A 14,545-nucleotide genomic window follows, 5' to 3' on the forward strand; every position below is an offset into this window, starting at 1 on the left:
CAACAGCTTACTCGCAGACTCGCCCAAAAATTGATGCGTAACGGCGATTCAACCCAATCCGCGCCAACAACTCCTCTCTTAGCGGGCGGTTGAAACGCATCCCAAACTTTCCTTTCCTTCTAGGCCAGAAGCACTAAAGAATCAAGGGGGTATTTAAGTCGGATTTTGTATTATTCATAGATTAGCTTAAAAATTTCTCCCCTACAACTAATGTCACGAGTTTACTTGCGCCTTGGTTTGAGATAAGCTGTGGGGTGGCGAATAATCTTAAATAAACGCATAAAAACGTTGATAAATCTCAGCAATTAGAGCTTTAGCTACCATCAACAGCTTTAGCAAAGAAATATGAGACTGTGCGCCTCAAAATAACACAATTTTCTCATTTTTAATCCCGATCGCTGACTTGTGCGGTGCTAAATTCAGATACTCGCAAATCAAGTCAACAGTTTTTTGCTGTTCTTTGGCGATCGCATTACTTCCCAAACAAACGCGATCGCCCCCCAACATCAACAAATCAACATAGTAGCTGAAATTCCCCTCGCTATCTGCTATTGCGTTTAATTCCACCGCACAAATATTGCGAGTTGAGCCTTGTGTAACGCGATTCAGCCACAAACCCCGTCGTTTAACGGTCATTTTGTCACAACTTTTATCAAAAATATAAATTTCATCTATTGCGCCGTCCAACAAACACAGCGAAAACAACAAAAATATACCTCCACCTATCCAATTTGACACGAAAACAATCTGCCCTAAGCCAATTACGATAAAAGGAGAAATTAATAACAAACCATCCCAGAATCTACAAGTTTGAATTGTTAGTTGAGTTGGTGTTTGCTTGATAACTTTCATGAGTCGATATTGGGATTTTTTAAACAAGGTTATTTAGAAACTAAGATTTAATAAATTAAACATCTGCCATACTCCTCTATTTCCCGAAGCGTCCAAATACGAATTTTCTAGAATTTTGACTGAGAACTTTAGTTTTCCTATTATTTCTACAGAAAAGGTCTTAACTACAATTATCAAACAGTTTTCTTTTCAGGTCAATTCATATAATTCATTAATTAAATTCATAAAAGTCATAATTATTGTATGTTGAGGGCGGGCAAGATGCCAAACCCTTACTTCCCACAAGAGTTTATTCAAACTTGACTGTAAAGTTTAGATGTTGGATAATTAGGACTTAGATAAAACCGAGAAACCGGACTTTTTACCGAATCGGCAGATTACAACGCATCTTTTTGCAAAAAACCCGGTTTCTTCAGTCGGAGTGTATCCAAGACTGCATCTGAACCTCACTTTCCCAGCATTCCCCAATAAGCCGCGCCGTAAAGTTGAGCAGCCTGCATAGCTTCTTCGTCACAGCCTTGAGCTTTGAATAAAGTCTCGGCCTGTTTTAGATAGCCCATTGCTTGTTCTTTATTTTTTGTTTTGTCTTGAAGCATCAAAGCTAATCCCAATCTCAGGTGAGCATCAGCATCATTAGAATCACTTTTGATTGCAGTTTCCCAGTGGGTAATTTCCTCTGCTATAGTCTCCCATTTAAGTTCGTTAGAGTTGTCTGTGGGAAAGCCATCAAGACCGTAATTTCGGATATCCAAAAATGTCGCAATGACTTCGGCTTTTTTGTGCTTGCTTCCTAAACCAGTGCTGAAGGAAGAAGTTAGAGGAACACGTTGCTTACCTGAGTGCAACACAAGACAGATACGATAGGTATTGCTCTCGCTACTTGACATTTCCTGTATTTCCACACCTGAAATATCTTGAAGTAGGTGTTTGATAAGTTTCGTCTTGGCAATGAGTGGTTTATGCCGCTTGATAGTCAGATGACCGAGATTTTTGTCAAATGTAATTGTCTCAATCTCTACGAATATCATCAACAGCAAACCAACTACAGCAAATAAATAAACGAAAAAACTGCCAGAAGACAAACCCCCAAACAAACCGACCAATAAAAAACTCCCCCCAACAAATAGCTGTATCCAAAATGCGAACATTTCTACGAATTTTAGTTTATCTGATGTCTGTTTCATGATTTTATGTTTAATCAATTTCAAGTGAATGTGTATGTGGGTTATTTAGCCTTTGCTTGGACGATCCTCTTCGAGGGCTTCGCTAACGCGCTTTTGGTATTTTCAACAGCCTTGAGAGCATAACCATCGCCCGATCGCGCCTCCAAAGCTTTGTTAAAATGGATTAAAGCCGTTGGATAGTCTCGCTGCGCGTAGTAGACATAGCCGAGTTTCATCGATTGTTTGAACTCATCTTTGCTATCGGGTGCTAGAGAACTTTGAGGAGATAGCCCAGAACTCGGAGGTGATTTTTGACTTGGTGATGGAGAAGTGTTAAGATCCCCAGGAAAAGAAGAGGGCGATGGATTGTTATTTTTTAGTTCTTGATTCAGCTCAGAATCCGGGCTGTTTGTAAAATTTGCGCCATAAAATACTGAAGTAGTAAGACCTCCCAAAATAAACATTAGCAAGCCAGCACATTGAATCAAGAAAGTTTTTCTAATTTGTTGATTGCTCCAATTTTTGATATAAAAAACTAAGGCAGCACAGGGTACAATTAAGTAAAGCACTCCCCAAAAAGTTTCCTGTCCGAAAGCTTGAACTAATCCCCAAATATAGCCAACAAGACTTAAAATCAAACCGAGGCCAAAAAATAAGGCGATCGCAATACCAGGCATTTTGTTTCTCCGGTTAATGTAGAATTATTTAGCAAACTGTAGAAGTCAGGATTTCCGCAGATTTTTTACCCGAAACTCTTTTGGTTGTTTGCTGTGTTAAAAATAGATTAGCGGTGAAAGCAGTCCGATCGCGCACAGCGAATGTTAGGATTTTGGTTAGGAATTTGACTAGGAACTCGATCGCGACTGCCACAAATGACACCCTCAAACCTCGATAGACCAGAAGAACCTTTTACACGGGCTAGCCGCGACTGGGACATCGAAAAGCTTTACAGCGACTTAGCAAACGCCAAACAAGAATTTGCCCCCCACACCAGAAGAGGGCTGACACCAGTGGAAAAAAGGCATTTGTGCGGCTTGCTGTGCGGGTGCAGCCCGGCCGAAATAGCGGCACTTCTCAACAAACAAATCAAAGGTGTAGAGGTTGACTTATCTAAAACTTTGTATCGATATATAGAAACGCTGACAAATCGGCCCCGAAATGCTCTCAAAAATTGGAGAGACGCGATCGACTGGCTGGATATAGCCCGGTATAAAAAACAACTAAAAACCTCATCCGGCGCAACCTTAAAAGCCACTCTCCAACATTCAGACAGCATTCTATCCGCCGCCATCAGTCCCGACGGACAATTACTCGCAACAGGTTCCCACGACAGTACAGTGAAGGTTTGGAGTTTGCACAGCGGGGAACTGTTGCGGACTATTTGCGGACATTCAACAGCCGTGTTGTTAGTTGCTTTCAGCCCCGCTAGCAAAACGCTGCTGACACGATCGCGCGCGGGCACAGTCAAACTCTGGAACCTGCAAAACGGCGAACTGCTGAAGCGTTTAGCAGACGTACACCGCCACGAATCCGTCGCTGTGAGCCCCGACTGGCAAATTTTGGCGATCGGCACCACCAGAGGCACTGTCAAGCTTCAGCACCTCAACAGCGGCCAACTGCTGCAAGTTTTGGAAGGCTATCAAGGAGATGATATAAGTGCGATCGCCCTGAGTCCAAACGGCAAAATGTTAGTAGCCAGCGGCCTCAATGCAGCCAGCGGTTTCTGTCGCGCCACAGTCACTTTGTGGGAACTTCCCAGCGGCGAAGTGCGGCGAACGTTTGGCAGCGAAAATTATGTAGCAATTACTCCTGATAGCAAAATTCTTGTCAGTTACGGCTACAAAAATCTCGCCCTGTGGAATTTGCAAACAGGCGAATTATTGCATTCTATGGAAACAGGAATTCGCATCACTTCCGCCGCCATTAGCCCCGACGGGAAATACTTTGCTGTGGGTTGTTTTGACGGCACTGTCAGACTTTGGAATCTTGGCGGCGAGTTGCTGCAGTCTTTGGAGGGAAATTCGGGCCCTGTGTCTGCGTTGGCGATCGGGCATTTGGGCGAAAATCTGGTTAGCGGCAGCGAGAATGGTACAGTTAAACTTTGGCAGTTGCGAAGTTAAGATTGTTAAGGTCACAGGCGATATTTGCTAAAATAGATAAAATAGATTCAGAGCCAATACAAAAAAACTATGATAACAGCACCTGCCGGCTGGAAACCCCGCCGGATCTCTGACAAATACAAAAAAACTCCAATTTCTCCCGAAGAGAAAGCAAAACAAAAAGCTGAAAGCCAAATGCGGTGGCAGCGCTGTCGCCCGATTTTTGAACGAGTCCGTGACGAACTCATGGCGACTCACTATAATTGGTACGTTGTTATCGATCCTGATAGTGGCGAATATTTTGTTGAGAAAGATCAACTCGTCGCTTTTGGACAACTGCTAACAAATTATCCCCAGAAACTAATGGTTGTTCGGCGCTTGAATGAAACCGGAGTTTGCGGCAGTATTTTATGATTCAAGGAAGGTTTGATGAAGAGAGAAATCAAGTATTTTTTGAAATAAGTTTGGTAGGGAATGATGGCGAACTCATATTTGTGGATGCCCTTCTAGATACTGGATTCACCGGTTGGTTGGCGATGAACAGCCAAGATTTAGATTTTAATTGGCCACTTGTAGATGATCAATACCCCATGAATACGGCACGAGGAGAAGGTGATTTTAGTATTTATATCGGTACTGTACAAATTGACGGTCAAGAATTTAATGTTCCTGTGGTAGTAGGAGATGAGATCCCAGAAATTATCATCGGGATGGAATGGCTAAAAACTAAACGGTTAGTGGTAGATTTGGTGGCGGGAATCCTGAGTTTGGGGTAAAGTTGTCGGATCTTTATATAATATCCGGGCGATCGCTTATGATATAGGTAGGTTTGGTTGAAGAATGAAACCCAACACAATCTTCAATTTGACGTTGGGTGTCACTTCGCTCAACCAAACCTACGAATGATAATTTTATGATAATTATTCATCGGGACTTGATATTAAATAACACCGATCGAGCACCCCGACTCTTTGGAGAAGTCGGGGATCTGAACTAACGATCCAGAAAGCTTTTTAAGCAACAAAAATCAGCGTTCCCTGGTTGGCTTCCAAAGTATCGCCCATTTGCTTACCGTCGTGAAAAGCACCCAGAATTACCTCGCTAGTTTTGCCGATCGCGATCGCACCGCTAGCATCAATCCCGATCGCCCCAAAATCCCGCTGGCGCGAGTCAGCTTCCGCAAAAGAACGCTCAAAAGCAGCCTTCAAACTCAAACCATCCGTTACCCGAATCACAATCCGCGCCGCCAAACACTCATCCATAATGTGCTCGCCGATACCCGTACAGCTAACCGCCGCATTACCAGTCGCGTAATTTCCCGCCGGCATCGCCGAGTCGCTAACCCGCCCGATCCGTTCAAAACCCTTGCCGCCAGTCGAAGTTCCAGCAGCCAAACGCCCCCCGGAATCCAAAGCTACAACTCCGATCGTACCAACACCAGCAGGTTCCGCCACCACATCAGCCATTGCCTTGCTAAAATTGCCTTGGCGTTCCTGCATCCACTCGTGCAAACGCAAATCCGTCATCGGATCGTAAATCGGCAAATGAAGTTCTCGCAGCAATTCCGCCGCCCCAAAATCAGACAATACCCGATCGTCCGAAGCCTGCAAAAACTTAGCAAGTTCGATCGGATTTTGAACCCGAGAAACATTAATCGCCCCGCTGAAACGCTGCAGCAAACCGTCCATCAGCGAAGCACTCATCCGAATTTGCCCGTCCGACTGCACCACAGAACCGGTACCGGCATTAAATCGCGGGTCATCTTCCAACAACCGACAGCCTTGTATCACCGCATCTACCGCACTCGCACCGTCTTTGAGCAGCGGATAAACGGCCTCCAAAACATCATAAAGCGATTTGCGAACCGCCTCAATTCCGCCCTTGCTGTGTAGAGAACTACCGGCACCGCCGTGAATAACTAACTTTGGTTGCACTTGTTGCGATGCCATATTTTTAACCATAAAATTTTTCTTTTGCAATCTTAGCTTTTGTTTGGCAAAGAGCAAAACATTTTTAATTTTCTGAACTGTTGCGACGGCGGCGACAGCGTTCCGAACAGTATTTCACCTCATCCCAGCAGTCGGCCCATTTTTTGCGCCAAGTAAAAGGTCGATCGCACACAGGACACATCTTAGTCGGTAAGTCAGATTTCGATCGCTGCTTAGCCATGCTAATTTTGACAAGACACTATCTTAAATTATCCGCGTTAATCCGCGTTAACCTACATTAAATCGGCAGTTTTCCGATAAATTCAAGGATTTATGCAATAACTATAATTCAGCTATCTCCCAGTAACAATGGTCGCAACGGCATTAACCAACATCCGAATCGTCTTAGTCGAACCCGCAGGGCCATTAAACGTGGGTTCAGTAGCCCGCGTCATGAAAAATATGGGTTTGCGCCAATTAATTTTGGTCAATCCCCAATGCGATCATTTAGGGCAAGAAGCCCGACTGATGGCCGTGCGCGCCGCCGATGTCTTGGAAACGGTTAAAGTAGTAGCAACTTTACCAGAAGCTTTGGTAGGATGTGTCAGGGCGATCGCCACTACAGGAGACGACAGTCGATCGCACCCAATGCAGCTAGAAGCACCAGCCGATGCTTTACCTTGGCTCCTAGAAGCCCCCAGCGCCCTAATTTTTGGTCGAGAAGACTGCGGCTTGACTAACAGCGAATTAAACCGCGCCCAGCGCCTGATCCGCATTCCCAGCAGCGATGCTTACACCTCCCTAAATCTCGCTCAAGCAGTCGCTATTTGCTGCTACGAATTATATCGGGAAGAAGGTTCGGCAACGGATTTTGTAGCGGATGTAGCGGATGTCACGGATGTCAAGGATGTCACGGATGCTACCCGGAGAAGGGAAAAGTCCGAGGGTATATTTTCCCACTCTCCCAATCGCCCCCTCTCCCCCTCTCCCAATCCCCCCCTCTCCCAATCTCCCCCTCTCCCAATCCCCCCCTCTCCCCCTCTCCCCCTCTCCCCCTCTCCCAATCCCCCCAACAGTGCTCCGCTGGAAAATTTAGAGGGATATTACCAGCAACTAGAAACACTGCTGCTGAAAATTGGATATTTGCAGCCGCACACAGCAGCGAGTAGGATGGAAAAGTTTCGGCGTTTGTACAATCGCGCCTATCCGACAGTGGATGAAGTCGCCATGCTGCGGGGCACTCTCCGCCAAACAGATTGGGCAATAAAAAATTACGCGCGATCGCCAGTTTCTGATACTCTGGATGCGTTGCCGGAAAATCCAGCGGATAGCTAGGAGAAATGCAGATAATTTGGGAGGTAAGATTGAGGCTTGTTGGCGAACAGGATTTACCCGCTTGTCACCAAAGAAACTGGGTTTCTTGACTAAAAACCTCAACTTTAAGGTAATTTCCCGGCAAGAAACCCGGTTTCTACCACGGGTGCGTTTCGGATAAATCTAAAATTCCCAATCTAAAATCTCAAATTGATTGGCTGACAACCTAAAAAATCTTAAACTTGAAATTTACAGTGCAGAAGGAGTAAGACGTGGCAGAGCGGTTTCCCAAACGATCGATATTATCAGTGATGTCCTCGATAGCCTCTACCAACTCCGGGCCACAACCGCCTAAATCGGGCAAAACAAGTCAGTCTGGCAAATCCGGCCGCCGTCGCCCGCCCCAACCGCCAAACGGCCCAGAAATTCCAGCATCCGAACCTGCCACTTTATCACCGCAACCAAGCCGCGTCACGAAAATTAGAGCCAATTCTCCCGCGCCTTCCCCCGAAGAATTGAATGCACAGGACTTTTTGTCCGATCCAAAATCGGCAATTAACCCTAGAAAACCCAAAACTACCAAAATTTCGCAGTCGAAAAGTCGCCAATCGCGCAAAAAAAATCTCGCGGCTGTCGATTTGTTCGATTTTCCACAGCCAAGTCTGGAAAATGTAAGTTCGATCGCCAGCAATCCCATCAACGAGCCCGAAACTACAAAACCCCGCGCCCCCCGCAAAAGTCGCTCCAGTGCGCCCCCAACGGCTATTCTAGAGCTGGAAACAGCCCCAAATTTCAAAAAAACCCCTGTGCCGAAACCGCGCCCGCAAGGGAGCAATAGACCGGGCAAAAAATCTGCTATTCCCAGGGTGCCGCCGTTGGTGTACGCCACTCGGTTGCTGATTTTGGGAGTTGGGATTGCGGTGATTTGCGGTACTCTGCTGTCGGTGGCGAATGCTGTGAATCGATCGGCTGTAGCGACACAAGAAACGCCCGCACAGCCAAAAAACCCATCCGACAGCACAGTTGCAGCCCCGCTGGCTTCAGAAGCCCTACAACTGAATCAAGAATTAGGAGCTTTGAAAACACAAGTTCAGGTGATGGCAACAGAAAATCCTACCTTGAATGCGGGGATATTTTTAGTTGATTTAGATACTGGAAGCTACCTAAATTTTAACGGCGACGTGCCTTTTTCTTCAGCTAGCACGATTAAATTGCCGATTTTAGCAGCTTTTTTCCAAGCAGTAGATGAAGGCAAAGTGCGGTTAGATCAGGTGGTGACGCTGAAGCCGGAACATATTGTGGGCGGTTCTGGGCAAATGCAGGACGATCCGGCAGGTACGAAATATTCGGCTTTGGAAGTTGTCACAAAGATGATTGTAATCAGTGACAATACGGCGACAAATATGATGATTGAATTGTTGGGAGGTGCTGAGGTTTTGAATCAGCATTTTGCCGCTTGGGGTTTGAGGGCGACGGTACTGCGAAATAAGTTGCCGGATTTGGAGGGAACTAATACTACTAGCCCGAAGGATTTGATTAATGTTATGGCGCAGATCGATCGCGGAAATTTGGTTTCGGTTAAGTCGCGCGATCGCATTTTGCAAATTATGCGGCAAACAAAAAACGATACTTTGCTACCGAGAGGTTTGGGGGAAGGTTCAGTTATTGCTCACAAAACGGGTAATATTAATACAATGCTGGCCGATGCGGGGATGGTGGATTTGCCGAACGGGAAGCGTTATTTGGTGGCGGTGATGGTGAAGCATCCGGTGGAAAATGAGAAGCCTGCTCAAAGTTTGATTCGGGATATTTCTAAGATGAGTTACCGCTATTTGAACGACGGGGAAACGCCTGCCGATTCAAAGGTAAAAATTAAAAATTAATTAATTAATTCGCCTTAAAATAGTTTCGCATTCAGGACTTGAGTCCGCATAAAATCGCAGGACTAAAATCCTAACTGCGAACCTATAACTTAGAGGCTGTTCGGACAATTTTTAACTCTTCCGGGATCCTGAGTGCGAGTGCTGTAGACTTCAGAAAGTATAAATGATTTTGTATGATGAAATTACACGCCCCAATTGCTTGTTTGCTAGCGCTTTCAACTTTAGCTGCGGGAGTTTCTCCCGCATTCAGCAATCCCCTTCGTTCTGCTGAAAGCGAAGTTACGGATATTACGGTTATTTCCAACAATATCGAATTGAATCGCGCGAAAAATTTAGCCCGTCAAGCTGCAGAAAATGCTAATGGTGGTTTAGGAAAATATCGAGCGGAAGCGGCGATGCACGGTGCTTCGGAAGAGTCGCCTTTTGTTGATAATGGGGATGGTTCTTGGACGTTTACTTTTCAAGGTCACAAACCGGGTGCGTCTGTGTATACGGTGGAGACGGTGGTGACGGTTTTTCAAGATGGGAGGGTGAGGGTGGATTACAACGGGCGGATTCGCAGTTCGTTGAATTTCAGGTAATCGATCGTAAAAGTATCATTTCAGCCACCGGCGATGGCTTGAGGCAAAAAAATCAACAGCCCTCAAAACTAATCACAGCAAGCATTACAGCGTTTGCGGTCATAGTTTTTTTTCGGCACTGCACCTCAAACCCTTGCTGTGCAAGCAATACAGCCGAAAAAATTGACCCCTCAAAAAAACACCTACCGATGACCGCAAAAACTCATGAATCAGAACCGGGCTATAAAACTCCCACTGCTGAGAGTTCCTCAGCCTCTTTCTCATTCATCTCGTCGAGTTTCTGCCAAACTTCCTGCATCAATCGATCCAACCCAACTCGACTCACAGCGGAAATCAACAAAACCGGAGCACCGCTAATTTCTTGCAATCGCCCGATCGCACTTGCAATTTCCTCATCCTCAAGATCGATCGCATCCACCTTATTAAAAGCCAAAATCTGCGGCCGATTTGCCAAACCCCGCCCGTAGGCCTTCAACTCATCCTGAATTGTGATGTAATCGGCGATCGGATCTTCATCAGTAAGATCAATTAAATGCAGCAACAACCGAGTCCGTTCAATGTGTCGCAAAAACTCATAACCCAAACCCGCACCTTCGTGAGCCCCGGCAATTAATCCCGGAATATCAGCAAAAACAGTACCGTCACCAGTCGGCTTTCTAACTACCCCCAAATTCGGAATTAAGGTTGTAAACGGATAATCTGCAATCTTAGGACGAGCCGACGACAAAGCAGAAATCAGCGTTGACTTACCAGCATTAGGCAAACCAATAATTCCCACTTCAGCTAATAGCTTTAATTCCAGCCGCAAAAACTTGTGATCGCCTTCCTTGCCCGGTAACGCATAATCAGGAGCCCGGTTAGAATTAGTCAAAAAACACTTATTACCCAAACCGCCCTTGCCACCTTGAGCAATACAAATAGTCTGTCCGGGAACCACCAAATCTGCTAAAACCGCCTGAGTTTCGGCATCGTAAACTACCGTACCGCAGGGAACCTCGATCGTGCGATCGTCCCCAGAAGCCCCAGTCATATTCTTCGGCGCGCCCCGCTTCCCGTCTTGAGCTTTAAAAATCCGGTTGTACTGAAAATCTAGCAGCGTTTGCAAACTTTCCACCGCCACTATAAACACAGAACCGCCGCGCCCGCCCGTACCGCCGCTAGGCCCGCCCGCCGGCACATACTTTTCTCTACGAAAAGCGATCATACCGTCGCCGCCCTTACCCGCCACGACTTGAATATCAGCTCGATCGATAAATTGCATAATTTAATCAATAGTAATCAGTCAGCAGTCATTAGTCATCAGTCAGCAGTCATCAGTGTCAACTTAAGACTAAAACCTTTGGTATCTCTCGTTTTCATCCGAGTCTCGCTCCCCCTCGCATCCCCCTTAATCAGGGGAACTTTGAACACTTCCGGTTCTCCCCTCGTTAAGGGGGAGTAGCGAGTGCTTCCTGCTGGGCGATCCATAACTTAATCGTCAAACAGCAGGCTCATACTAGCTTTAACGTTAATTTGACACTAATGGTTAGTATAATACCAGATTTCAGTAGAATATTGCTCTTTTTCTTGAGAATGCTGAGGCTGCCTAAAAAGAAGTCTAATAGCGAGTTACAGTCGCTGGAAAAATATAATTTTAACAACAAATTTGCTATTAGCAGGACTTACCCACAAAAATTGAATAAACCGAGTTTTTCTACTGGGGCGGCTGGCTATAACGATTCTTTTTTCCAGAAAAACTCGGCTTTTTGCGTCCCGGACTAATTAGCAGTCATTGGTTAATCGTTACATTCATTAATCCTAGATTTCGCAATGTCTAAATGACTAATGACCAATGACTAATGACCAATAACCAATGACCAATAACCAATGACTAATGACTAATGACTGCTAACAATATGACGATACATCTTCCTGACAATCATCTGCTAAATAGCAGAGAGCTCGAAAGCGCATCCCCACCAACTGTTCGTAAAGCGGGTTAATCTTGCACATCGCCGGAATGTGGACGATTTTGCGCCCGAACAATACAACATCTCGCTCAAACGGACATTGTGGCGGAATCATTTTGCAGACAAAATGTGCCACTTTGGGATCGTGAATTTCCCAGCAGTCCAGCCAATCTTTAACCGGTTGCAGGACGTTTTTGTGGTGTGGTTTGCGTAGGGGAGATGAAAGGGGTGTGCCGGCGGGGACGGAGTTTGAATCAAAGGCTATTTGGCTGTTTGGCCCTTGGGGGTCGCAGTTGCTGTCTGCGATGGTGTGTCGCAGAGATTCGATCGCCTCGATGTTGTGACCCAAAGCTGTGCAAAACTTGTACAGTACCTCATCTTCGCTCAGCGAGTACGTACCGTCTGCTAAGGCTACCATGACTGCTGTTCTCAAAAAATTCTCCCCGTTGGCGGTGCCTTTCCCTAACACAGCAGCTAGTTCCTCTGCGGCAATCGGTTCAAAATCTGTCTCAGTAGATACTGGATGTAATTCATCCTGAGTTAGGTTCGCAATCATTTTTTGCTCGTTTTCGTCAAAGTTGCCGTCGGCCCAAGCAATTGTCAGCAATCCGCGCAGCCAAGCGGTAATTTCTTCATCGGTGCAGTTGGTTTTTGCGTTACTCATCAGCATTTCTAGTGGGATGTAGCAGTCTTTTTCTTGGTTTGGAGCGGGAGAAATATTCCCGTCTAAATAATTTTTACTGCTTTTTTGGTCGATCGAGCTTTTTGTTGAAGGTTTGTGCCTGAAGATTGCTCGAAATGCTTGTAGTGGACGTGTTAAAAGCATATTTTTTCTCGGGAGTTTCGCCGGTTAGCGAGTTATTTTATTTGCCACCTCTACTCCCCTAAAATGTCATCTATCGGGAGGAGTAGGTTTTTCCGGTCTTGACTGTAGTTGCACGGATTCCAGATGGCGATCGAATTTTTCGCAAGAAATCACAGGTTTGCTAACACTAGGATCTGCTAGGAAACCGAGTTTTTCTCGCACGGGGCGATCGAACTTCGCTATGTTTACATCTTAATATATATTTTTGTAAATTTTTGTATATCGGCTGCAACATTTGACCGCGAGCCGGCTTGATGATTTGGGAATAAAAAAATTGATGCGACTGTTAGCTTCAAAGAAGGAGGCAGGAGTTGAAAGGCAGGAGGCAGGAGGTCGGAAATTGGAAAAGGATTCAGACCCCTCCCCATTTCTGATCCCCTTTAAAGGACAGGCTTGTAACGACTTAGGGGGAAGGGATGAAGGAAAAATCCTCCTGCCTCCAGTCCCCTGCCTCCTGACTTCCGAGGCAGAAGCTGCGGTCAAAGGTTTCGATTGCTGTTGCCGCATCGAAACGATGGGATTGATTAAAAAAATTACTCCTAATGACAACTGACAACTGACAACTGACAAATAACTAACTGCGGCGGCACAAAATCCAGCGCAATTCCATTGGCGGACGGGCGTTTGCCATCGGGAAAACATCTCTACCTGTTGCCCAACTGGGAAACCAGGGCGTGGGCGGCCAGGCTGTTTCTGGTAGGTGGTGGCGTTCGTACTCCCACACCAACTCGTTCGATATTGGGACTAAGGGCAACCCTTCCATTGCCGCGGTGAGCTCACCGGGCGTGAATAAAGTAGACCAGGAAAGTTGGGCAACTTGTCGCACGAGGGCATCGGGCTGGTAGTCGCCGACGGTTAAAAATGTGCTGAACAGCAACAGGCCTCCGGGAGAGAGGAAATCGCACATTTTGGCTAGGAAAAGCCGTACTTGATCGCTGTCTCTAAAATGCGAGATGACTTCGGCGGCAACTGCGAGTTGGTAGCCCGCTGGTTTCATCCGCATTAAGGGGTCGAGCACGTCGCCTTCGGTTACTGTGACGGGAAGGTTTTCGGCTGTTGCTGCTGCTTTGAGTTGTTCTGCAAAACTTGGGGTGAGTTCGATCGCATCTACAGCATAGCCCAATCTGGCTAGGGGTAAGGTGTTGCGTCCGGTACCTGCCCCCACGTCTAATATGCGGATGCGATCGGGATTTCCCAATTTAGCAGCCGTTGCCATCAATTTTGCATCTGGATGAGAACCGAACAGGGGAGGTTCTCTGGTGTCTACCCAGGTTTTATACTGTTCTCCAACTGTTGAGGTAGTAACAATCACTTTGCAGGCCAAGCCTGTTTGCGGCGGCTGCACTGATTCGTATTGCAGGATCAGCATCGATGCTGTTGAGGTGCGGTAGCCTTGTTCTAATTTAGTGGCTAAAAGCTTTTTGAGTTCCTCCCTGCGGTCTTCTGGCAGGGGTCTGTCGAGGGTGGTAAATAGTTTTTCGATTGATTGGAGATAGTGGTTTAGCATTCCCGGCAGGCAGGGAAAAACTAATTCTCCGCGTGCGGTGGCGCGAGTGTTAATTTTGTAGAGGATGGCTTGCTGGAGAATGTCGGGATTTGTTACCAGCGGTAGTTGTTCGGTTTGGTCGATCGTGCTTTGGGCGCCCATAGGTTCCGGGAAGAAGTTATTAGTTATTTGTTATTAGTTATTAGTTATTTGTTATTAGTTATTTGTTATTAGTTATTGGTTTTTAACAATTTTTTTGAGAGCTAATCATACAACAATTTGAGACTATAAAAAAGCAGATTTTTGATTTATTTTGTTTGGTAGCTGAGGATTTTTAGATTGTAGAAAATCCGATTTGAGAGCTTTATTTTGGATAAGTCTCAAATTTCAAATCTCAAATCGACTAAGCCCTAAACCCGAGTGTC

At 45.9% G+C, this 14,545-nt stretch carries 15 protein-coding genes; 6 read left to right on the plus strand and 9 right to left on the minus strand.

The features are described from left to right. Positions 1-360 precede the first annotated feature (360 nt). The 3 genes from QUA01_RS18210 to QUA01_RS18220 all read right to left on the minus strand — a co-directional run bounded on the left by QUA01_RS18210 (position 361) and on the right by QUA01_RS18220 (position 2,692). Positions 361-852: a hypothetical protein gene (locus tag QUA01_RS18210; protein ID WP_333091462.1), complete on the minus strand. Its 492-nt coding sequence runs from the start codon at positions 850-852 to the stop codon at positions 361-363. Between the two features lie 446 nt (positions 853-1,298). After that, on the minus strand, positions 1,299-2,060 hold the full coding sequence (locus QUA01_RS18215; RefSeq protein ID WP_333091463.1) for a tetratricopeptide repeat protein: 762 nt from the start codon (positions 2,058-2,060) through the stop codon (positions 1,299-1,301). Positions 2,061-2,077: 17 nt separating this feature from the next. Beyond that, entirely contained in the window at positions 2,078-2,692 is a 615-nt protein-coding gene (locus QUA01_RS18220; protein WP_333091465.1) for a hypothetical protein, read from the minus strand. A gap of 195 nt (positions 2,693-2,887) precedes the next feature. Here QUA01_RS18220 and QUA01_RS18225 point away from each other — a divergent pair, with 195 nt between their 5' ends. The 3 genes from QUA01_RS18225 (at position 2,888) to QUA01_RS18235 (ending at position 4,890) form a co-directional block, all read left to right on the plus strand. After that, positions 2,888-4,135, plus strand: a complete 1,248-nt coding sequence (locus tag QUA01_RS18225; protein ID WP_333091467.1) for a WD40 repeat domain-containing protein — start codon at positions 2,888-2,890, stop codon at positions 4,133-4,135. Positions 4,136-4,204: 69 nt separating this feature from the next. Beyond that, positions 4,205-4,528, plus strand: a complete 324-nt coding sequence (locus tag QUA01_RS18230) for a hypothetical protein (RefSeq protein WP_333091468.1) — start codon at positions 4,205-4,207, stop codon at positions 4,526-4,528. Then, positions 4,525-4,890 carry an aspartyl protease gene (locus QUA01_RS18235; protein ID WP_333091469.1) on the plus strand — a complete coding sequence of 122 codons (366 nt, stop codon included), beginning with the start codon at positions 4,525-4,527 and terminating at the stop codon, positions 4,888-4,890. Before QUA01_RS18230 ends, QUA01_RS18235 begins: the two co-directional genes overlap by 4 nt. A 237-nt stretch (positions 4,891-5,127) precedes the next feature. Here QUA01_RS18235 and QUA01_RS18240 read toward each other — a convergent pair whose 3' ends face one another. Both QUA01_RS18240 and QUA01_RS18245 read right to left on the minus strand, forming a co-directional pair. Then, a complete protein-coding gene (locus tag QUA01_RS18240) occupies positions 5,128-6,063 on the minus strand; it encodes an isoaspartyl peptidase/L-asparaginase (RefSeq protein WP_333091543.1) in 936 nt (311 codons plus the stop codon). A gap of 64 nt (positions 6,064-6,127) precedes the next feature. Next, complete coding sequence (locus QUA01_RS18245; RefSeq protein WP_333091470.1) at positions 6,128-6,283, minus strand: DUF2256 domain-containing protein; 156 nt, start codon at positions 6,281-6,283, stop codon at positions 6,128-6,130. A gap of 128 nt (positions 6,284-6,411) precedes the next feature. On the opposite strand from QUA01_RS18245, the gene QUA01_RS18250 reads away from it, so the two are divergent. The 3 genes from QUA01_RS18250 (at position 6,412) to QUA01_RS18260 (ending at position 9,820) form a co-directional block, all read left to right on the plus strand. Beyond that, entirely contained in the window at positions 6,412-7,377 is a 966-nt protein-coding gene (locus QUA01_RS18250; protein WP_333091471.1) for an RNA methyltransferase, read from the plus strand. A gap of 290 nt (positions 7,378-7,667) precedes the next feature. Continuing rightward, the gene (locus QUA01_RS18255; RefSeq protein ID WP_333091473.1) at positions 7,668-9,239 is read left to right on the plus strand and encodes a serine hydrolase; all 1,572 of its coding nucleotides are present in this window, start codon (positions 7,668-7,670) and stop codon (positions 9,237-9,239) included. A 173-nt stretch (positions 9,240-9,412) separates the two neighbouring features. Then, complete coding sequence (locus tag QUA01_RS18260; RefSeq protein ID WP_228050322.1) at positions 9,413-9,820, plus strand: hypothetical protein; 408 nt, start codon at positions 9,413-9,415, stop codon at positions 9,818-9,820. A 220-nt stretch (positions 9,821-10,040) separates the two neighbouring features. On the opposite strand, the gene obgE is transcribed toward QUA01_RS18260, so the two are convergent. The 4 genes from obgE to QUA01_RS18280 all read right to left on the minus strand — a co-directional run bounded on the left by obgE (position 10,041) and on the right by QUA01_RS18280 (position 14,282). Next, a complete protein-coding gene (gene obgE / locus QUA01_RS18265) occupies positions 10,041-11,081 on the minus strand; it encodes a GTPase ObgE (protein ID WP_333091475.1) in 1,041 nt (346 codons plus the stop codon). A 38-nt stretch (positions 11,082-11,119) separates the two neighbouring features. Continuing rightward, the gene (locus QUA01_RS18270; RefSeq protein ID WP_333091477.1) at positions 11,120-11,287 is read right to left on the minus strand and encodes a hypothetical protein; all 168 of its coding nucleotides are present in this window, start codon (positions 11,285-11,287) and stop codon (positions 11,120-11,122) included. 420 nt (positions 11,288-11,707) lie between these two features. Further along, positions 11,708-12,595, minus strand: coding sequence for a Mo-dependent nitrogenase C-terminal domain-containing protein (locus tag QUA01_RS18275; RefSeq protein ID WP_333091479.1), 888 nt, complete (start codon positions 12,593-12,595; stop codon positions 11,708-11,710). Between the two features lie 613 nt (positions 12,596-13,208). Then, entirely contained in the window at positions 13,209-14,282 is a 1,074-nt protein-coding gene (locus QUA01_RS18280) for a class I SAM-dependent methyltransferase (protein WP_333091481.1), read from the minus strand. Between the last annotated feature and the right edge of the window lie 263 nt (positions 14,283-14,545).

Source organism: Microcoleus sp. S36a_B3 (assembly GCF_036700745.1).
Classification (GTDB): domain Bacteria; phylum Cyanobacteriota; class Cyanobacteriia; order Cyanobacteriales; family Microcoleaceae; genus Microcoleus.